Below are 18092 nucleotides of genomic sequence, written 5' to 3' on the forward strand. Positions count from 1 at the left end.
TCACGATGGCACTGCCGTTCCCGCAGTGGCTGGCCGGCCAGCGCATCACCGCCGCCGGCCTCAACTCCCGCAACTGGGTGAGGGTCACCCAGGGCACGGACATCACCCGCATCAGCTCCACGACCATGACCAACACCAACCTCGTCATCACCGGCGCGGCCGGGGCCGAGTACTACTTCAAGGCCCTGATCGCCTACGGCGCGTCCATCGACTCCGACATGCAGTGGGCCTGGTCCATCCCCGGAGACGCCTCCATGACCCGCTTCACCGAGGCCCTGTCCATCGCGGACGTCACCCTCGGATCCGCGTCCGCGCACACCGTCGTCATGCGGCGGCCCGCGGCCAGCACCGGCGTGTCCGCGGGCGGCACCGACGCGGCCGCCATCGGCTCGGCGACCACCACGTTCAACTCCGCCTACGACCAGGGCATCGTCACCTTCGGCGTAGCCGGGACCGCCACCCTGCAGTTCGCGCAGAACACTTCCGACGCCGACGGCACCACCTTCCGCTCGACGTCCTACCTGCTCTACACCCGCATCGCCTGACCGTCAGGAGAGACCCATGGCCGTCACCCAGTACGAGATCCTGGGCGAAGACCCCAACGGCAACCAGGACATGTTCCGGATCACCCCGGTACTCCGGAACGCCCAGCGCGTCGACACCGACGCCGCCGCCGAAGCGATCCGGGCCCTGTTCGCCGCCACCGACGGCATGACGAACATCTCCGTCAGCCGGACCACCCAGACCACGGAAATGCTGCCCGCCCCACCCGCCGAGTAGCCCCTTTCCGATCCCGCCACCGACGCCCCGCGGCCGACCGGCCCGGGGCGTTCCTCATGCCCGCAGGAGGGCACATGGCAACACCCCTGACCGCCGCCAAGCTGCTGGCCGCGCTGAAGGCCGAGGGCCTGCGCGTGGTCGAAGTCGGCTCCTGGGAGTCCCACAACCGCAACCGCGTCGGCTCCTGGGGCCCGGTGAACGGCGTGATGATCCACCACACCGTCACCTCTGGCACGGCCCGCACAGTGGACATCTGCCGCCGCGGCTACGAGTCCCTGCCCGGCCCGCTGTGCCACGGAGTCATCGACAAGGCCGGCGTGGTGCACCTGGTCGGCTACGGCCGGACGAACCACGCCGGCGGCGGGGACGAGCGCGTGCTGCAGCACGTCATCGCCGAGGACTACGGCGACCGGCCGCCCCGCCCCACCAAGGGCAACCGCGACGGCGTGGACGGCAACAGCAGGTTCTACGGGTTCGAGTGCGAGAACCGGGGCGACGGGAGGGACCCGTGGCCGGCCGCCCAGCTCGAGGCCATCGAGCGGGCCGCGGCCGCGATCTGTCGCGCGCACGGCTGGACCGCCCGTTCGGTGATCGGCCACCTGGAGTGGTCGAAGGACAAGATCGACCCGGCCGGGGCTGGGGTCGGGATGCCGGACCTGCGGGCCCGGGTCGCGCGGCGCCTCGCCGGGAAGCCGGACGCCCCGAAGCCGCCGAGCAAGCCCAAGCCCAAGCCGACGACCGAGGAGCGGCTGACGGCGCTGGAGAAGCGCGTCACCGCCCTGGAGAAGAAGGGATGATGCCCATGCGCCGGACCACTGCCCCTGTCGAGGCCAAGGTCAAGGCCGCGACCACCGGGACGCTGCTGGTGTCGCTGCTCCTGGCCGTGCTCAACACGGCCCAGGAGGACGGCGGCGCGCTGCTCGACCCGCTGCCCGAGTGGCTGCAGGCGATCGTCATCGCGCTGATACCGCCGGTGGTCACGTTCCTGTCCGGGTGGCAGGCCAGGCACACCCCGCGTGATCAGGTCCGCCTGTAGTAGGAGGTCTCCCCTTGGACGCCACCACCCTCGGCGCGCTGCTGGTCGGCGTCGGCGGCCTCGCATCGGCGGTGGTGGCGGCCATCGGCAAGCGGGGCGAGAACGCCATCACCGGCTACTCCAGCCTGACGAACGATCTGCAGGAGGAGCGCGACGCACTGCGGGTGCAGCTCGCCGAGGCGCACGCCCAGCACGCCGCCGCACAGGCCGAGATCGCGCGTCTGCGCGCCGTCGTCACCGCCCTGGGAGGGGACCAGCCATGACTCGTGCACAGCGAGCGCTCGCCCGCCGGTGGCGGCCCCTGGTCACCCTCTGCTGGCTGGTCGCCCTCTCCGGGGCCACCATCCTCATCTGGGCCCGCATCAGCGGCGAGGCCGAGCGGGCCGACCAGCTCGCCGCCGAGGCCGACCGGCGCGGCGCCGCCGTGTCCACCCTCGCCGGGGACGTGCGACTCCTGCGCGCCCAGCTGGCGGCCGACGGGCAGACCCCGGCCGCCCCCGACCCGGCGGACGCGGTGGAGGACTTGCCGGCCCGGGCCGAGGTGCCCGTGCCGGTCCCCGGGCCCCGCGGCCCCGCCGGCACCCCGGGCCAGGACGGGGCGGACGGACGCGACGGCGAGACCGGCGCCCCGGGCGAGACCGGGGCCGACGGGGCGGACGGGATGGATGGCGAGCAGGGAGTGCAGGGCCCGGCCGGTCCGCCGGGCGACACCGGCCCGCAAGGCCCCGCCGGACCGCCCGGGCCCGCCGGGGCCGACGGCCAGGACGGACGGGACGGGACCGACGGACGCGACGGGCAGGTCTGCCCGGACGGCTACTCGCTCCAGCCCCCGGCCGACGACCCGGACGCGCTGGTGTGCCGCCGAGACGGGGCGCCGGCACCCGACCCCACACCCAGCACACCCACCGGGCAGCCCGCCTTGCTCGACCGACGCCGCTCATGACAACCACCCCCTTCCGCCCTGGTGGCGGGAGGGGGCGTTCGTCGTTCCTGGGCAAACAACGACGGCCCCCGCGGGTGAGCGGGGGCCGTTCGCTGTCGTCCCGGCGCTAGCCGGGAGTAGCGTTCTGAGTGTCTACGTCAGAACGGAGTTCAGTATGCCCGAGTGCACTGACAACCTTGACCTGAACCAGACATTCGGCGCCCGCGTGCGGCGTGTCCGCGAGCGCAACGGCCAGACGAGGCCCGTAGTTGGCGGCCTGGTCGGCCGCAGCGCGGAATGGGTGAAGGGCATCGAGACCGGACGCCTCGGCGTCCCCCGACTGCCTCTGCTGCTGCGGCTCGCCGAAGTGCTCGGAGTCGACGACCTCGCCGAGCTGACCGGCGACGAGCGGCTGACCAAGTCGTCGTACTCCAAGGCCGCACACCCAGCGCTGCCCGCAGTGAAGGACGCCCTCACGAGCTACCGGTTCACCACAGCCGATGCCGACCCCGAGGACGTTGACGATCTGCGCGCCCGCGTACAGGAAGCGTGGCAGCTCTGGCACGGCCTCGGGAAGCACCGCACCCGCATCGCCTCTCTGCTGCCCTCTCTCCTCGTGGACTTGCAGCACGCCGCCCGGCACCTCGAGGGGGTGGACCGCCGCCGAGCGCTGGTATCGCTCGCTGAGACCTACCATCTCGCCCAGCTATACCTGGCGTTCCAGCCCGCGCCAGAGCTCGTCATGCTCACCGGGGACCGGGCCATGACGGCCGCCCAGGACGCCGACAGCCCCCGCGCGATCGCCAGCGCGGCCTGGTACATGAACCACGTCTTCCGGGACGCAGGCGAGCGGCACGAGGCCCGCGTGGACCTGGCCATGAAGGCGGCAGACCTGCTCCGCCCAGACGAGACCGGCGAAGACCTGGCGCGCTGGGGCCTGCTCCAGCTGGCAGCCGCCCTGTCGTTCGCCAAGGTCGGCAAGAAGGGGGACTCGCAGCGGTTCTGGGACCGCGCGGACGACGCCGCCCGCCGCCTGGGCGACTCCTACGCCCACCCGTATCTCATCTTCGGCCGGGGCATGGTCGACGCCTACGCCATCACGATGGCCGCCGACCTGGTCCAAGGCCGAGCCGCGGTGAGCGCGGCCGAGGCGGTCGACGTGGACGGCATGCCGTCGGCGACCCGCCGCAGCTTCCACATGATCGAGTCCGCCCGGGCATACAGCATGCAGGGCGAGAAGGTGGCCGTGGTGCACCTGCTGAAGAAGGCTCACGAGGTCAGCCCGGAGACGGCCCGGTACAACCTGTTCACCAGGTCAGCGGTTGCCGACCTCGCGGAGACCGGGCCGGCCACCATCCGGTCCGACGCACGGGTCCTGCGGCAGGAGCTGGGCTTGTCCGCCGCTGCGTGAAGGGGTACAACCTGTACCCCTCCGCTGGGGGGTAGGGACTGTACCTCTACCCCCCCGAGCAGACCCCTTACGGTCGGTCATCATCCGATCACGGAAGACCGTCAGGGGTGGATGTGATGATCGCCGCACGCTGGAGGCCGCCGACCGACGAGGCCACCGCCCAGGCCGCCGGTGAGTGGTGGGACGCAGTCCGCGTCCCCGCCGACATCGGCGCCCGCGCCCTCGACCGCCTCGGGGACGACTCCGGGGCCGTCATCTCCGACGGCTGGGGCCGCCTGCTGTACTGGCTCATCCCGCCCGGCACCGCCGAGGACTGGCGCCTGCCCCGGGTGCAGGTGCTCGGCCGGACCGCGCGGGAAATGGCCTACGTCGGCGTGCCCCCCGCGCATCGGCAGTCCGGCCCGGCCCTGCACTGGCGCATCCCGCCGACGACCGACGGCAGGTGGCTCACGGAGCCCGAGGCGCTGCACACCGCGCTGACCGGGGCCACGGCCGAGCTGTCCACCGCCGACCCGGACGGCGCGGAGTGCTCCCGGTGACCCAGCGCGTCTTGTCCTACTGCCGCCTCGCCACCGCCCGCCCCGGCGAGTGGGGGCACATCCACGAATGGTGCTCCCCGTCGCAGGGCGCCTGCGCCTGTCCCTGCCACGCCGCGCCCGCGCCCGAGGAGCCGCCGCCGGCCGGCGGCCGCCGCTGGATCAGCCTCGGCGACGTGCTCGATGGCCGCACATAGACCGGGCGGGCGGCCGGGCTCACCGGACCGGCCGACCCGCCCCGGGCCGGCGGCGCCTCGTCACGCCGCCGCCGGCCCACCCAGTCCCCGCAGGACGCCGCCCGGCTGCCCGGCCGGGCAGCCCTAGACTGTCCGGGCCACCAAAACGGAGGAAATTGATCATGCGCCCCGCACGGTTCGAGCAAATCCTGAAGTCCCTGCTGGAGCAGGGGGGAGCCGCGAAGGGGGTGGAAACCGTCAAGGAGGCCGGGCACGATCGGCACCCTTACGGCCTGGTCGTCACCTTCCCCACCGGGGCCCGAGCGCTGTTGCAGATCGTCGTGACCAGCGCGGATGGTGACAAGTTCGACCAGCCGGAGCAGATCATCGAGGGCGACGCCCCGAACCCGGTCGAGCCGGTCGAGCCGTTCGACGGCGGGCGGGTGAAGCTGGACCTGGTGGACCGGCACATCGCCGCACTCGTCCTCAACAGCGGCTCCAAGGAAGTCGCCTCCGCCGAGGCGTTCAGCACCCGCGAGAAGCCCGGCGCCGTCCGCTACGGCGTCAAGATCGCCTACCACGACACGAGCCGCATCTACGTGTACGTGGTCCAGGCCCTGCCCGCCGGACGCGACTGGACCCGCGGGGCCGACTTCGACGTCCCGGCCGCCGTGTAGCACTCGGCCGGGGTGGCCCCGTCCTTCGCGGGGCGAACCCTTCCACCAAGGAGGTCGACATGAACAGGTTCGATCCCGCCTTATGCGCGGGCAGCTGCCCGGTTTGCGGCGTGAGCACGTCAGCCAATCCGGGTGACCCGACCCCGATGCACCAGTACGGGGGCCAGCAGGACCAGGCCACGTGCTCGGGCAGCGGCATGACGTCCAACTAGGCTCCCCCGCTCTCCGCCCCGTTCTCGCGCAGTCCGCGCGGGAACGGGGCTTCTTCTGTCCGAAGGACGCGCCCGTGGCCCTCTCCTTCGATTCGAAGGTGACGCTGGCCCATCCGTAAGGCGTCCCGTGTTAGGCATAAAACCGCAGGTCAGCGGCCCGCATCATCACTTTGGCGGCGCCGCCAAAGCGATCGACCACTAGAGGCGTTATAGCTCATACCTGGGGTTGCCCGATCCGGTACCGCCGCTGACGAGGAACGACAGGCGGGCGTCGAGCACCGAGCGGAGCAGGGCTTCGCCGCCGGGCGGCACCGTCCCCGCGGTGACCAGCTCGGCCAGCGAGAACGCCCGCGGTCTGACCACCCGCAGCGACAGGCAGGCCGATCCGACCGCCACCGGGGGCAGGACCGCGTGCAACCGTGTGCCGTCGGGCAGCCGCGCGTCCACCCACGGCCGCGCGTCGTCCAGCCGCCGTCCGGCCACGGCGGCGAGCCGTTGGGCGAGCCGGCGGATGGCGGCGGGGTCGGGGAATCGGACCGCTGTGCGCTCCAGCCCCGTCCCGCGATCCACCCACACCTCGTCGGGCGCGGTGACCAGCACGTCGGTGACGTCAGGGGCGGCCAGCAGCGGTTCCAGCGGACCGGTGCCGACCAGCTCGGAGCGGAGCGAGCTGGCCACACCGAGCACTTCCGTGTCACCGAGCAGCCGGCCCTCCTCCCGCAGCGCGGCCGCGACCCGGGCGGGGGTCGGCTCGGCCCCACTGGCCGCGAGCCGCATGCGGACCGCGTCGAGCAGCCGGGGGGAAGCGGAGTTCGCCTGCTGTGCGCTGGTCATGTGGTGACACCCCCTCCGCCGGGCATCGCCTGAGCCCAGAACTCGGTGCAGAACTTCGCCAGCGGGCCGCGCCCGGTGCCGCCCGGCGGACCGCCCTCGGCGTCCGCCGGCTGCGGTTCCCTGGGCAGTTCCCCGGCCAGTGGCAGCCCGAGCAGCCTGGCGATCTCCTCGTCGTCCAGACCCGGGGTGAAAGGGCCGCGGACGACGGCTCTGAGGTCCCTCAACACCATCCCGACGCTGGACGCGACCCGGTGCGCGGCGGCCACCGCGCGCAGTTCGGCGGGCACGACCAACAAGCCGAGGTCCAACTGCGCCAGCGCCTCGGCGGCCGTCTCGTCGACCCGGCGGGGCAGGTCCACCACGACGACTCCCCCGCGCCGTCGCGCCGCGGCCAGCACCGAGCGCATGGCGGGCGGCGGGATGACCACCGAATCGCCGCGGTCCCAGCTGAGCACCCGCAGCGAGTGCAGTTCGGGCAGCGACTCCTCCAGCGCGCTGCCGGCGACCCGGCCGCGCGACTGTGCGAACGCCGGCCAGCGGAGGCCCTGAACGTTCTCTCCACCGAGCAGGACGTCCAGTCCGCCGCCGAGTGGGTCCCCGTCGATCAGCATGGTGCGCCGGCCGCTCCGGGCTGCGGTGACCGCCAGCGCGCAGGCCAGGGTGCTCGCGCCGGCGCCACCGCTACCGCCGATCACTCCGACCGTCAGAGCCTGACGGCCGATGCCCTCCGCCACGTCCGCGATGCGGTCGACCAGCCAGGTCTCCGCGTCGGGCAGGAAGAGCACGTGGTCGGCGCCCACCCCCACGGCCCGGCGCCAGATTCCGTGGTCGTCGAGGTCCCGCCCGATGAGCAGCACCCCGGATCGGCGGGCCCGGCCGGTGAGCCGGCCGGCGGAGTCGTCACCCACCAGGACCAGCGGCGCTCCTTCCCAGCTGCCGTGGCGGGTGGGAAGGCCATGGGCGACCTCCGGCTCGGCGCCGGCCGCGGCGCACAGCCGCAGCAGGTCGTCGAGCAGGTCCTCGTCCTCGGTGACGATCAGCGGTCTGGCCTGGCGTCCGTCGGCCACTGCCATCCGCTCGGCTGTGCTGGATCCCGCCACGGTCCCTCCCCGTCTCGTGACGCGCTTTCACGTCTGCGAACGTCGCGCGCCGACATTGATGAGAATCAACGTGCATCGATCCGGAAAATCTTGTGGATCTTGGTGGAAAACCGTGGACAACTCATCAGTTGTGAATATCCCAATCACCTATACCGGTGACTTCCGGAGAGCACTCTGGCGATTACCCTCAGTTACAGTCCAGGATCATGGGGAGACGGCGCCAGAGCGGCGCGGAAGAGGGGGAGGGAGCCCGTGAGAGCGAGGAAAACGCGTCCGGACATGCGACGACCCCCGCCGGGGGGGAGAGCGGGGGTCGTCCCCACGGCCGACTCGGGGGGGGAGGAGTCGGACCGGGTTAGCACGGTCGCGAACGATCCGTGACTTCCATGGTGTACCCGAAGCCCTTCTCAGGCAAACCCACGCGCCCGACCTTACGCCGAATGGTTGGCCCCTATGCTCGGCCTCGTGGAAAACCACTCCTTGCCTCGCACAGCCGCGTTCTTTGACCTGGACAAGACGGTCATTGCGAAGTCGAGCACGCTCACCTTCAGCAAGTCCTTCTACCACGGTGGGCTCATCAACCGCCGCGACGCACTCCGGACCGCGTACACCCAGTTCGTCTTCCTCGCCGGGGGAGCCGACCACGACCAGATGGAGCGGATGCGGGAGTACCTCTCCTCCCTCTGTCGGGGGTGGAACGTCCAGCAGGTCCGCGAGATCGTCGCCGAGACGCTGCACGATCTCATCGACCCGATCATCTACGACGAAGCCGCCTCGCTCATCGAGGAGCATCACGCCGCCGGCCGCGACGTGGTGATCGTCAGCACCTCGGGAGCCGAGGTCGTGGAACCGATCGGCGAGTTGCTCGGCGCCGACCGCGTGGTCGCCACCCGCATGGTCGTGGAGGACGGAGCCTTCACCGGCGAGGTGGAGTACTACGCCTACGGCCCGACCAAAGCGGAGGCCATCGCGGAACTCGCCGAGTCCGAGGGGTACGACCTGTCGCGCTGCTACGCCTACAGCGACTCGGCCACCGATCTCCCCATGCTGCAGGCGGTCGGCCACCCGCACGCGGTGAACCCCGACCGGGCACTGCGCCGGGAGGCCGTGGCCCGGGACTGGCCGATCCTCACCTTCAACCGTCCGGTCCGGCTGAAGCAACGATTCCCGTCGCTGTCGATGCCGCCGCGCCCCGTACTGGTCGCCGCGGCCGCCATAGCCGCGGCCGCGACAGCCGCCGGGATGGTCTGGTACGCGGCTCGCCGCCGCAGCACATATGCACACATTTGATGGTTGAAGCAAAGAAATGCGGCGAGGGCTTCCACTTCCTATCGGACAGGAGTAGAAAGGAGTCAACGGCCCGCGAGACCAGGGGCATCCGAAAGGATCGCCTGCACGCATGAAGGCCCCACGGACCGCGCATGAATGTCGGGCACCCACGCGACGTCGACCCGTCGATTACGGGCCAGCCGCACCAGGTGACGGGCAAAGACCCCGACCTGATGGGCAACCATCGAGGACGCTTGGTAACCCGGCGGACGTGCCAGCGGCGGTACCGGTTCCGATCGGTACCGCCGCAACTCGTAGGCGGCGGTGACCGTGTCGTCCGCCACCCGGTCGGCCCGAAAGCGGCCTGCTCACAGCGAACGAGGGCGCGGCGTACCGCTCCCGGCACCACCGGGTCCCTCGCAGGCGGCGTCCCGAGGTCTTGGAGCCGCGACTATGACCGGCATCTCCGCCGATACCGGAGCTGCGTTTCCATACGGCTGTCCGGGTCCGCCCCGGTTCCAGTCCGGCCGGCCGGTCCGGGCATCCGGGGGTCCGGCACCTCCGCTCGGGCCGTCGCCCGCCCGACCGGCCACCCCGGTATGCCCCCGGGGCGGCCGACACCCCGCCTCCCGTCAGGGCCGTCCCTGCACGGCGCCCTGCTGCGGACAGGCCCCGGTCTTCGCGGCCCTCGTCCGGCCTGCCTGACTCACCGTGCTTCCGGGCATGGTTCCGGGCATGGTTCCGGGCCTGGGCCAGAGTCAGCCGGTGCGGCGCTCCCGGGCCGGAGTCGGGGACGACCGTGCAGCGATCAGGCGGCGCCGCCACACGCGGCGAGGGCTGGTCCGATCGGGCGCGGCAGGCCAAGCTCAGCCGGTGCGGCGGTCAGGCGGGCGCGGCAGGCCGAGCTCAGTCGGTGCGGCGGTCAGGCGGCTCCGCGTTGCAGGGCCTCGCAGACCGCGGTGCTTTCCCGGACGCCCAGTTCGACCGCCTTCCCGCAGTGTGCGATCCAGGCGGCCACCCCTTCCGGGGCGCCGGAGACATAGCCGTCCAGCGCGGTCAGGTAGGCCTCGCGCCCGAGCTCGGCGTGGCCCACCTCGGCCGGGCAGATGGACTTGGGGTCGAGGCCGCTGTCGATCAGCACGATGCGCTCGGCGGCTCGTGCCACCAGTTGGTTGAAGGATCCGAAGGGACGCAGGGCGAGCAGTTCACCGTGCACCACCGCGGCGGTGACCAGCGCCGGCGCCGAGGTACCGGCCAGCAGCAAGCGCGCCAGCCCGTCCAGCCGTCCGGCGACCTCGTCGGCGTCCGGGAGCGGCAGGCGGATCAGCGGCTCGTCGACGGCCTCCCCGGCCAGGCGCGGCCGGCCGACCGTGTCGTCGGGCTGCGCTCCCCCGGCCGCCACCAGGTGGAGGCGGGCCAGCACCCGCAGCGGCGACTGCCGCCAGACGCTCAGCAGCTGCCCGGCCTCGGCGGTCAGCCGCAGCGCTGCGCCGACCGTCCGCGATTCGCCCTCGGCGCCGAAGTCGGAGCGGCGGCGCACCTCCTCCAGAGCCCAGTCGGCCCCGGCCAGGGCGGCCGAGCCACGGGCGCCGCGCAGCGCCGCCTCGGAGGTGATCTCGTTGCTGCGGCGCCGCATCACCCGGTGGCCGTAGACGCGGTCCACCGCCGTGCGCATGGCTTCCACGGAATCGGCGACACCCGGCAGGGCCCCGAGGGCGGCGAGCGGATCAGCTGTCGTACTACTCATGGATACGACCCTACGCACCCGAACCGCCTGACCCCCGTTGGAGTGGTCTTCTTCACGCGGCCGTCTCGCGCCGCGCGACGCCACTATCTTGTTGAACATGAAGATCGCTTTCGTAGGCAAGGGTGGCAGCGGCAAGACGACGCTGTCATCGCTGTTCATCCGTCATCTCGCCGCCACCCGCGCCCCGGTCGTCGCCGTCGACGCGGACATCAATCAGCATCTGGGCGCGGCGTTAGGACTCGACGACGCGGAAGCCGCCGCGCTGCCCGCGATGGGCGCGCACCTGCCGCTGATCAAGGACTACCTGCGGGGCACGAACCCCCGCATCGCCTCGGCCGACACCATGATCAAGACGACCCCGCCGGGCGAAGGGTCCCGGCTGCTGACCATCGGCGGCAGCAACCCGGTGTACGAGGCGTGCGCGCGGACCGTGCGGCTCGACGACGGGGCCGTCCGGTTGATGGCCACCGGCCCGTTCACCGAGTCGGACCTCGGCGTCGCCTGCTACCACTCCAAGGTGGGCGCGGTCGAACTCTGCCTGAACCACCTCGTGGACGGCCGAGACGAGTTCCTGGTCGTCGACATGACCGCGGGCAGCGACTCGTTCGCCTCGGGGATGTTCACCCGCTTCGACATGACGTTCCTGGTCGCGGAGCCGACCCGGAAGGGCGTCGCCGTCTACCGCCAGTACAAGGAGTACGCCCGCGACTTCGGGGTGGCCCTCCGGGTGGTGGGGAACAAGGTCCAGGGCCCTGACGACCTCGCTTTCCTCAGCGCCGAAGTGGGCGACGACCTGCTGGTCACGGTCGGCCACTCGGACTGGGTGCGCGCGATGGAGAAGGGCCGGGCGCGTCCCTTCGCCGAGCTGGAGGAGTCGAACCGGCAGGCGCTGCGCACGCTCCGGGAGGAGGTGGACGCCGCCTACGAGCGCCGCGACTGGCAGCGTTACACCCGCCAGATGGTGCACTTCCACCTGAGGAACGCGGCCAGTTGGGGCAACGAGCGGACGGGGGTCGACCTGGCGGCCCAGGTCGACCCCGCCTTCGTGCTCGACGAACGGAGCGTGGCTACTCCTCAGCCTGCCTGACCCGGTCGGCCTGCGTCATCGGCCGGGCGGAGGTCCGCTCCGACGGCCGGGACGCCGCCGGCCCCTGATCGGACAGGAAGGCCGTCCAGCCGGGCTTCGGCCGCTCTCCGACGTCCAGTTGCCGGAGTTTGGCGAGGACCTTGGGGTCCTGTGCGTCCAGCCAGTCGGTGAGCTGCTTGAACGAGACGCAGCGCACCTCCTTGCGGGGGCAGACGGTCGCAATGGTGTCCTCGACGGCGCGCATGTAGGTACCGCCGTTCCAGGACTCGAAGTGGTTGCCGATGAAGAGCGGCGCGCGGTTCCCCTGGTAGGCGCGGTCGAAGGCGGCCAGCATCCCGTCACGCATCTGCTTGCCCCATGCGGCGTGCTTCGCCGGGTCGCCCCGGGTGGTGCCGGACTGGTTGGCGAGGAAGTTGTAGTCCATCGACAGGGTCTCGAAGGCGCGCCCCGGCATGGGGATCTGCTGGAGCGGGAAGTCCCAGATGCCGCCGATCTTGTCCGGCCACACCTGCCTTCCGCCGGTGGAGCTGGAGTCGTAGCGGAAGCCCATGGCCTTCGCGGCGGGGATCAGGTTGCGCTGCCCCTCCAGACAGGGCGCGCGGCCACCGACGAGTTCGGTGCCGTAGTCGAACGGCAGCGGCTTCTCGTTCCGGAGGCCGGCATGGGTCTTCCATGCCTTGACGAACGACTCGGCCTGCCGGATCTCGCTCTTCCACTCCTCGGTCGTCCAGGTGCCGACACCACCGTCGGCGCCGCAGAAGTGGCCGTTGAAGTGGGTGCCTATCTCATTGCCCTCGAGCCAGGCACCGCGGAGCTGGCGCACGGTGTCGCGGACGCCCTTGACGTCGTTGAAGCCGATGTCTGACGCGCCGCGCACGTGCCGCGGCGGGTCGTAGACCCCCCGCTTGGAGTCGGGCAGCAGGTACACGCCGCTGAGGAAGTAGGTCATGGTCGCGTCGTGCTTCCGCGCGACCCGCCGGAAGTGCGAGAAGAGCTTCTGGCTGTCCTCTCCGGCGCCGTCCCAGGAGAAGACGACGAACTGTGGTGGTCGCTGTCCGGCTCTCAACCGCTTGGCGACCGGCTGCCGCGGCTGCAGCCCGGTGTACGCGGTCGAGCCGTCGCCGATGAGTCGCATCGACCTGTCGGGCACCTTGGGCGCGGCCAGTCCGGCCTGCCCGTGGCCCGAGCCCGATCCGCGGTCGTGGTCATCCTTCTGCGGCCCCGCCGAGCAGCCGGAACCGGCTGCCAGGGCCACCGCGCCGGCTATCAGGGCTATGAACTTCTTTCCGACCATTGCGGCCACCTCGTCCCTGCTGTGCGTACTGAGTGAACGTCACTCAACCTCACACAACGGGGCAAAAGCCGCATCTGACGATAAGCCAATTCATGTGATCATTCACTCGTTAGACGGAAGATGCGGGGATGTAGATCGAAAAGGCTTCCCGACCGTCTTTACCTGAGATTACGATCCATTTACCAATGCTTGAGAGTTACCAGGCCATCACCCACCGTGACCCACGGACGGGACCCTGATCGCGCCGTACCCGAGTCCACGGCGTGCCCCCGACCGCGCAGCCCCGGAGGAGACGGGTATGTTGCAGCTCTTGAACCGGACCGGAAGGTCCGCCTGGCGCCGGGACCTCCCCGCCTCGATCGTTCTCTTTCTGATCTCACTCCCGCTGTCCCTCGGCCTCGCCCTGGCGACCGGCGCCCCGCCGCAGGCAGGACTGGTCGCCTCGGCCGTCGGCGGAATCGTCGCCGGCCTCCTCGGCGGGGCTCCGCTACAGGTCAGCGGAGCGGCCACAGGGCTGGTGGTGGTCACCACCGACCTGGTGCAGCGCTACGGATGGCGTGCCACCTGCGCCATCACCGTGCTCGCCGGCCTGACCCAGCTGGCGCTCGGCGCCCTGCGGGTGGCCCGCACGGCGCTCGCGGTGAGCCCCGCCATCGTCCACGGCATGCTCGCGGGGATCGGCGTCGTCATCGCGATCGGCCAGGTGCATGTGCTGCTCGGCGAGCGGCCGCACACCTCGGCGCTCGTCAACGTGACCTCCCTCCCCGGGGAGCTCAGACACCTCCCGCCGAGTGCCCTGCTGATCGCGGCCGTGACCGTGGCGGTGCTCCTGCTGTGGCCGCGGCTGCCCGGGAGGACCGGCCACACCCTGCGGACGGTCCCCGCGCCGCTGGCCGCCGTCGCCGTCGCCACCGTGGCGAGCACCGGCATGGCGCTGCCGCGTGTCGACCTGCCCTCCTGGCATCTGCACGCCCTCCCCGACCTGCCCGACGGACCGGTACTGGGCCTGATCGCGGCGGTGCTGACGGTCACCCTGGTCGCCAGCATGGAGTCGCTGCTGTCCGCTGTGGCCGTGGACCGGCTGCGGGCGGCGCGCCCCGACGCGGGCGCGCTCCCGGCCCCCGGGCTGGACCGGGAGCTGATGGGGCAGGGTGCCGCCAATGTCGTCTCCGGCCTGCTGGGCGGCATGGCACTGGCCGGTGGGGCCATCCGTGGCTCGGCGAACGTCGCGGCCGGGGCCGTGAGCCGGCGCTCCACCGTGCTGCACGGGTTCTGGGTACTGCTCGGCGCCCTGCTGCTGGTCGGCCCGCTGGAGCTGATCCCGCTCGCCACACTCGCCGCCCTGGTCATGGTCGTGGGCGTGAAGATGGTGAGCTTCGCCCACATCAAGCATGTGCAGCGGCACCAGGAGTTCCCGGTGTACGTGGCCACCCTGAGCGGCGTCGTGCTGGTCGGGGTACTGCAGGGCGTCGCGGTGGGGATCGCCGTCGCCGGGATCACCGCGCTGCACCGGCTCACCCGCACCCGGATCACCGTGACGGCCGAAGCGGGCCGTCAGGTGGTCCGGGTGCAGGGACAGTTGACCTTCCTCGCGGTGCCCCGGCTGAGTCGGACCCTCGCCCTGGTCCCGGCCGGCTGCGATGCCGTGGTCGAGCTGGGCGGGTCCTTCATGGACCACGCCGCCTACGACGCCCTGCAATCCTGGGCCACCACGCACCGGGCACACGGCGGATCGGTCACGCTCAGCGGCCGGTCGGGCCACCCGATCGCCGAACCGGCGAGCACGCACGCCTGCCGCCCGTGGACACCTTGGCGCAACCACCACTGCACCCGGCCGGCCGGCACCGCCCCGCACAGCGGTGACCAGCTGCTCGGCGGGGTGAGCGCCTTCCAGCGCAACACCGCGCCACTGGTCCGGGACGAGCTGGCACGGCTGGCCCGCGAGGGGCAGCGCCCCACCCAGCTCTTCCTCACCTGCGCCGACTCCCGTCTGGTCACCAGCATGATCACCTCCAGCGGGCCGGGCGACCTGTTCACCGTGCGCAATGTCGGCAACCTGATGCCGCCGCCGGGCAGCGACGGGTCCTGCGATTCGGTGGGCGCGGCCGTCGAATACGCGGTGGAGATGCTGGAGGTCGGCACCATCACGGTGTGCGGGCACTCCGGGTGCGGGGCGATGCAGGCGCTGCTCGGCGCGCCCCGCGGGCCCGGCGCGCAGACGCCGCTCGCCCGCTGGCTGCGGCACGGGAGACCGAGCCTGGCCCGTATGGAGAGTGCCCGCAGAACGGGCCGGGACCAGGTCACGCTGGCCGACCGCCCGGTCGCCGACGATGCGGAGCGGCTGGCGCTGGTCAATGTGATGCAGCAACTGGACCACCTCATGGCTCACCCGTGTGTGGCGCGCCGGGTGGCGGACGGGTCGCTGGCGCTGCGCGGGATGTACTTCCATGTGGCGGAGGCGCAGGCGTATGTACTGGACCGGGAGTCGAGCACCTTCCGGGCGGTACGGCCGGAGGTGGCCGAGGCAGTGGACGCCGCCCATCCCTGACTCACCCGTCGCGCGCGCCGGGCGCGCACCTCCAGCCGCCCGGGGCCCGGCAGGCCAGGGCCGGGCGGGTCAGGGCCGAGCAGGACCGGACCGGCGGGCCAGAGGAAAGGCAGGCCAGGGGCACGGCGGGGCAGGACCTGACGGGCCAGGGGCTGGTCAGGTCAAGGGCCGGGCAGGACCGGACGGGCCAGGGGAAGGGCAGGCCAGAGGTCGGGCGGGTCGCGGCCGGACGGGCCGTGGGAAGGGCATGCCCGCCGGGCGGGTCGGGACCGGGCGGGGCAGGGGAAGGGCCGGTGAGGGCCGTCCGGGGGGATTGTGACCATCCTCCGACAGGTCTAAACCAATTTTTGCCGAGAACCCTTGTCACGGCCTGCCATGGGCTGATGAGCTATGACCCGGGACACAACGGGCACCCTGGGAAAGGGAGATGTCGTGAGCAACGAGAGCCTGGCCAACCTCCTGAAGGAGGAGCGCCGCTTCGCACCGCCTGCCGATCTGGCCGCGCACGCCAACGTCACCGCGGAGGCGTACGAGCAGGCGAAGGCTGACCGGCTGGGCTTCTGGGCCGCCCAGGCCCGCCGCCTGACCTGGGCCGTGGAGCCCAACGAGACGCTGGACTGGTCCAACCCCCCGTTCGCCAGGTGGTTCGCCGACGGCAAGCTCAACGTCGCGTACAACTGCGTCGACCGCCACGTGGAGAACGGGCTGGGCGACCGGGTCGCCATCCACTTCGAGGGCGAGCCCGGCGACACCCGGTCCCTCACCTACGCCGAGCTGCAGCGGGAGGTCTCCCGGGCCGCCAACGCCCTGATCGAACTCGGCGTCCAGGCCGGCGACCGGGTCGCCATCTACATGCCGATGATCCCGGAGACGGTCGTGGCGATGCTGGCCTGCGCCCGGCTCGGTGCCCCGCACTCCCTGGTCTTCGGCGGCTTCTCCGCCGACGCCCTGGCCACCCGGATCCAGGACGCGGACGCCCGGGTCGTCATCACCGCGGACGGGGGCTACCGCCGCGGCAAGCCCTCCGCGCTCAAGCCCGCCGTCGACGAGGCGCTGACCCGCCCGGGCACCGAGAACGTGCGCAGCGTGGTGGTGGTCCGCCGCACCGGCCAGTCGCTGGAGGAGGCGGGCAGCATTTGGACCGAGGGCCGGGACGTGTGGTGGCACGAACTGGTGGACCGCCAGTCGGACCAGCACACCGCCGAGCCGTTCGACGCCGAGCACCCGTTGTTCATCCTCTACACCTCGGGCACCACCGGGAAGCCGAAGGGCATCCTGCACACCACGGGCGGCTACCTCACCCAGGTGTCGTACACGCACCACGCGGTCTTCGACCTCAAGCCGGAGTCGGACGTCTACTGGTGCACCGCCGACGTCGGCTGGGTCACCGGGCACTCGTACATCGTCTACGGACCGCTGAGCAACGGCGCGACCGAGGTCCTCTACGAGGGCACTCCGGACACCCCCCACCAGGGCCGCTGGTGGGAGATCGTCCAGAAGTACGGCGTCACCATCCTGTACACCGCGCCCACCGCGATCCGCGCCTGTATGAAGTGGGGCGACGACATCCCGGCCAAGTTCGACCTGAGCAGCCTGCGGGTGCTGGGCTCGGTGGGCGAGCCGATCAACCCGGAGGCGTGGGTCTGGTACCGCAAGCACATCGGCGGTGACACCGCCCCCGTGGTGGACACCTGGTGGCAGACGGAGACCGGCGGGATCATGATCAGTCCGCTGCCGGGCGTGACCGAGACCAAGCCCGGTTCCGCGCAGGTGCCGCTGCCCGGCATCGCCGCCACCGTCGTGGACGACGACGCGAACGAGGTGCCCGACGGCTCCGGCGGCTACCTCGTGCTGACCGAGCCGTGGCCGTCGATGCTCCGCACGATCTGGGGTGACGACCAGCGTTACCTGGACACCTACTGGTCCCGCTTCAGCGACCGCTACTTCGCCGGCGACGGGGCCAAGAAGGACGAGGACGGGGACATCTGGCTGCTGGGCCGGGTGGACGACGTCATGCTGGTGTCCGGGCACAACATCTCCACCACCGAGGTCGAGTCGGCGCTGGTGTCGCACCCCAAGGTCGCCGAGGCCGCGGTGGTGGGCGCGACCGACCCGCAGACCACCCAGGCCATCTGCGCGTTCGTCATCCTGCGCAGCGGAGCGGCGGAGGACGAGGGCCTGGTGGAGGAGTTGCGGGCGCATGTCGCCAAGCACCTCGGCCCCATCGCCAAGCCCAAGCGGATCCTGCCGGTGGCGGAGCTGCCCAAGACCCGCTCGGGGAAGATCATGCGGCGGCTGCTGCGGGACGTGGCGGAGAACCGCGCCCTGGGTGATGTCACCACCCTGACCGATTCTTCGGTGATGGACCTGATCCAGAGCAAGCTGCCGGGCGCGGCCACCGAAGACTGACCCCAGGAGAATCAGCAGGTCAGCGCGGTAGTGACGAGGAGGGCGCCCGATATG

At 71.7% G+C, this 18092-nt stretch carries 16 protein-coding genes and 2 pseudogenes; 14 read left to right on the forward strand and 4 right to left on the reverse strand.

What is annotated here, in order from left to right; all coding sequences use genetic code 11:
* Positions 1-5: 5 nt before the first annotated feature.
* From ACH4B3_RS20400 to ACH4B3_RS20445, 10 genes and pseudogenes are all read left to right on the forward strand, one after another.
* On the forward strand, positions 6-545 hold the full coding sequence (locus ACH4B3_RS20400) for a hypothetical protein (RefSeq protein ID WP_398464498.1): 540 nt from the start codon (positions 6-8) through the stop codon (positions 543-545).
* 16 nt (positions 546-561) lie between these two features.
* Positions 562-780: a hypothetical protein gene (locus tag ACH4B3_RS20405; protein WP_398464499.1), complete on the forward strand. Its 219-nt coding sequence runs from the start codon at positions 562-564 to the stop codon at positions 778-780.
* A 74-nt stretch (positions 781-854) separates the two neighbouring features.
* A pseudogene (locus ACH4B3_RS20410) lies at positions 855-1517 on the forward strand (N-acetylmuramoyl-L-alanine amidase); the annotation flags it as partial.
* 65 nt (positions 1518-1582) lie between these two features.
* Positions 1583-1816: a holin gene (locus tag ACH4B3_RS20415; protein ID WP_398464501.1), complete on the forward strand. Its 234-nt coding sequence runs from the start codon at positions 1583-1585 to the stop codon at positions 1814-1816.
* A 14-nt stretch (positions 1817-1830) separates the two neighbouring features.
* A complete protein-coding gene (locus ACH4B3_RS20420; RefSeq protein ID WP_398464503.1) occupies positions 1831-2079 on the forward strand; it encodes a hypothetical protein in 249 nt (82 codons plus the stop codon).
* Positions 2076-2759 carry a collagen-like protein gene (locus ACH4B3_RS20425; protein WP_398464505.1) on the forward strand — a complete coding sequence of 228 codons (684 nt, stop codon included), beginning with the start codon at positions 2076-2078 and terminating at the stop codon, positions 2757-2759. The genes ACH4B3_RS20420 and ACH4B3_RS20425 overlap by 4 nt, the downstream gene beginning before the upstream one ends.
* Before the next feature lie 154 nt (positions 2760-2913).
* Positions 2914-4149 (forward strand): helix-turn-helix domain-containing protein, encoded by a 1236-nt coding sequence (locus ACH4B3_RS20430; RefSeq protein ID WP_398464507.1) that lies wholly within the window; start codon positions 2914-2916, stop codon positions 4147-4149.
* Positions 4150-4265: 116 nt separating this feature from the next.
* Positions 4266-4688: a hypothetical protein gene (locus ACH4B3_RS20435; protein ID WP_398464509.1), complete on the forward strand. Its 423-nt coding sequence runs from the start codon at positions 4266-4268 to the stop codon at positions 4686-4688.
* Positions 4685-4882: a hypothetical protein gene (locus tag ACH4B3_RS20440; protein ID WP_398464511.1), complete on the forward strand. Its 198-nt coding sequence runs from the start codon at positions 4685-4687 to the stop codon at positions 4880-4882. The genes ACH4B3_RS20435 and ACH4B3_RS20440 overlap by 4 nt, the downstream gene beginning before the upstream one ends.
* 161 nt (positions 4883-5043) lie before the next feature.
* On the forward strand, positions 5044-5538 hold the full coding sequence (locus ACH4B3_RS20445; protein ID WP_398464513.1) for a hypothetical protein: 495 nt from the start codon (positions 5044-5046) through the stop codon (positions 5536-5538).
* Positions 5539-5978: 440 nt separating this feature from the next.
* Here the strand turns inward: ACH4B3_RS20445 and ACH4B3_RS20450 are convergent.
* Positions 5979-6584, reverse strand: a pseudogene (locus ACH4B3_RS20450) (ATPase, T2SS/T4P/T4SS family); the annotation flags it as partial.
* On the reverse strand, positions 6581-7657 hold the full coding sequence (gene ssd / locus ACH4B3_RS20455; RefSeq protein WP_398464656.1) for a septum site-determining protein Ssd: 1077 nt from the start codon (positions 7655-7657) through the stop codon (positions 6581-6583). The gene ssd and the pseudogene ACH4B3_RS20450, both read right to left, overlap by 4 nt.
* Before the next feature lie 480 nt (positions 7658-8137).
* On the opposite strand from ssd, the gene ACH4B3_RS20460 reads away from it, so the two are divergent.
* Positions 8138-8974, forward strand: coding sequence for an HAD family hydrolase (locus tag ACH4B3_RS20460; RefSeq protein ID WP_398464514.1), 837 nt, complete (start codon positions 8138-8140; stop codon positions 8972-8974).
* Between the two features lie 901 nt (positions 8975-9875).
* Here ACH4B3_RS20460 and ACH4B3_RS20465 read toward each other — a convergent pair.
* The gene (locus ACH4B3_RS20465; RefSeq protein WP_398464516.1) at positions 9876-10700 is read right to left on the reverse strand and encodes an oxidoreductase; all 825 of its coding nucleotides are present in this window, start codon (positions 10698-10700) and stop codon (positions 9876-9878) included.
* Between the two features lie 97 nt (positions 10701-10797).
* Between ACH4B3_RS20465 and ACH4B3_RS20470 the strand changes: the two genes are divergently transcribed.
* Positions 10798-11787 (forward strand): ATP-binding protein, encoded by a 990-nt coding sequence (locus ACH4B3_RS20470; RefSeq protein ID WP_398464518.1) that lies wholly within the window; start codon positions 10798-10800, stop codon positions 11785-11787.
* Here the strand turns inward: ACH4B3_RS20470 and ACH4B3_RS20475 are convergent.
* On the reverse strand, positions 11768-13081 hold the full coding sequence (locus ACH4B3_RS20475) for a hypothetical protein (protein WP_398464520.1): 1314 nt from the start codon (positions 13079-13081) through the stop codon (positions 11768-11770). The genes ACH4B3_RS20470 and ACH4B3_RS20475 overlap by 20 nt on opposite strands.
* A 298-nt stretch (positions 13082-13379) precedes the next feature.
* Here ACH4B3_RS20475 and ACH4B3_RS20480 point away from each other — a divergent pair, with 298 nt between their 5' ends.
* Complete coding sequence (locus ACH4B3_RS20480) at positions 13380-15629, forward strand: SulP family inorganic anion transporter (RefSeq protein WP_398464522.1); 2250 nt, start codon at positions 13380-13382, stop codon at positions 15627-15629.
* A 432-nt stretch (positions 15630-16061) separates the two neighbouring features.
* A complete protein-coding gene (gene acs, locus ACH4B3_RS20485; protein ID WP_398464524.1) occupies positions 16062-18038 on the forward strand; it encodes an acetate--CoA ligase in 1977 nt (658 codons plus the stop codon).
* Positions 18039-18092: the final 54 nt, after the last annotated feature.

It is taken from the genome of Streptomyces sp. NPDC018031, from assembly GCF_044327625.1.
Taxonomy (GTDB): domain Bacteria; phylum Actinomycetota; class Actinomycetes; order Streptomycetales; family Streptomycetaceae; genus Streptomyces.

Bases quoted from the DNA above. Each gene is read 5' to 3' on its own strand.
- ACH4B3_RS20400 (WP_398464498.1), top strand. From the start codon at position 6: ATGGCACTGCCGTTCCCGCAGTGGCTGGCCGGCCAGCGCATCACCGCC.
- ACH4B3_RS20405 (WP_398464499.1), top strand. From the start codon at position 562: ATGGCCGTCACCCAGTACGAGATCCTGGGCGAAGACCCCAACGGCAAC.
- ACH4B3_RS20415 (WP_398464501.1), top strand. From the start codon at position 1,583: ATGCGCCGGACCACTGCCCCTGTCGAGGCCAAGGTCAAGGCCGCGACC.
- ACH4B3_RS20425 (WP_398464505.1), top strand. From the start codon at position 2,076: ATGACTCGTGCACAGCGAGCGCTCGCCCGCCGGTGGCGGCCCCTGGTC.
- ACH4B3_RS20430 (WP_398464507.1), top strand. From the start codon at position 2,914: ATGCCCGAGTGCACTGACAACCTTGACCTGAACCAGACATTCGGCGCC.
- ACH4B3_RS20435 (WP_398464509.1), top strand. From the start codon at position 4,266: ATGATCGCCGCACGCTGGAGGCCGCCGACCGACGAGGCCACCGCCCAG.
- ACH4B3_RS20445 (WP_398464513.1), top strand. From the start codon at position 5,044: ATGCGCCCCGCACGGTTCGAGCAAATCCTGAAGTCCCTGCTGGAGCAG.
- ssd (WP_398464656.1), bottom strand. From the start codon at position 7,657: ATGGCAGTGGCCGACGGACGCCAGGCCAGACCGCTGATCGTCACCGAG.
- ACH4B3_RS20460 (WP_398464514.1), top strand. From the start codon at position 8,138: ATGCTCGGCCTCGTGGAAAACCACTCCTTGCCTCGCACAGCCGCGTTC.
- ACH4B3_RS20465 (WP_398464516.1), bottom strand. From the start codon at position 10,700: ATGAGTAGTACGACAGCTGATCCGCTCGCCGCCCTCGGGGCCCTGCCG.
- ACH4B3_RS20470 (WP_398464518.1), top strand. From the start codon at position 10,798: ATGAAGATCGCTTTCGTAGGCAAGGGTGGCAGCGGCAAGACGACGCTG.
- ACH4B3_RS20475 (WP_398464520.1), bottom strand. From the start codon at position 13,081: ATGGTCGGAAAGAAGTTCATAGCCCTGATAGCCGGCGCGGTGGCCCTG.
- ACH4B3_RS20480 (WP_398464522.1), top strand. From the start codon at position 13,380: ATGTTGCAGCTCTTGAACCGGACCGGAAGGTCCGCCTGGCGCCGGGAC.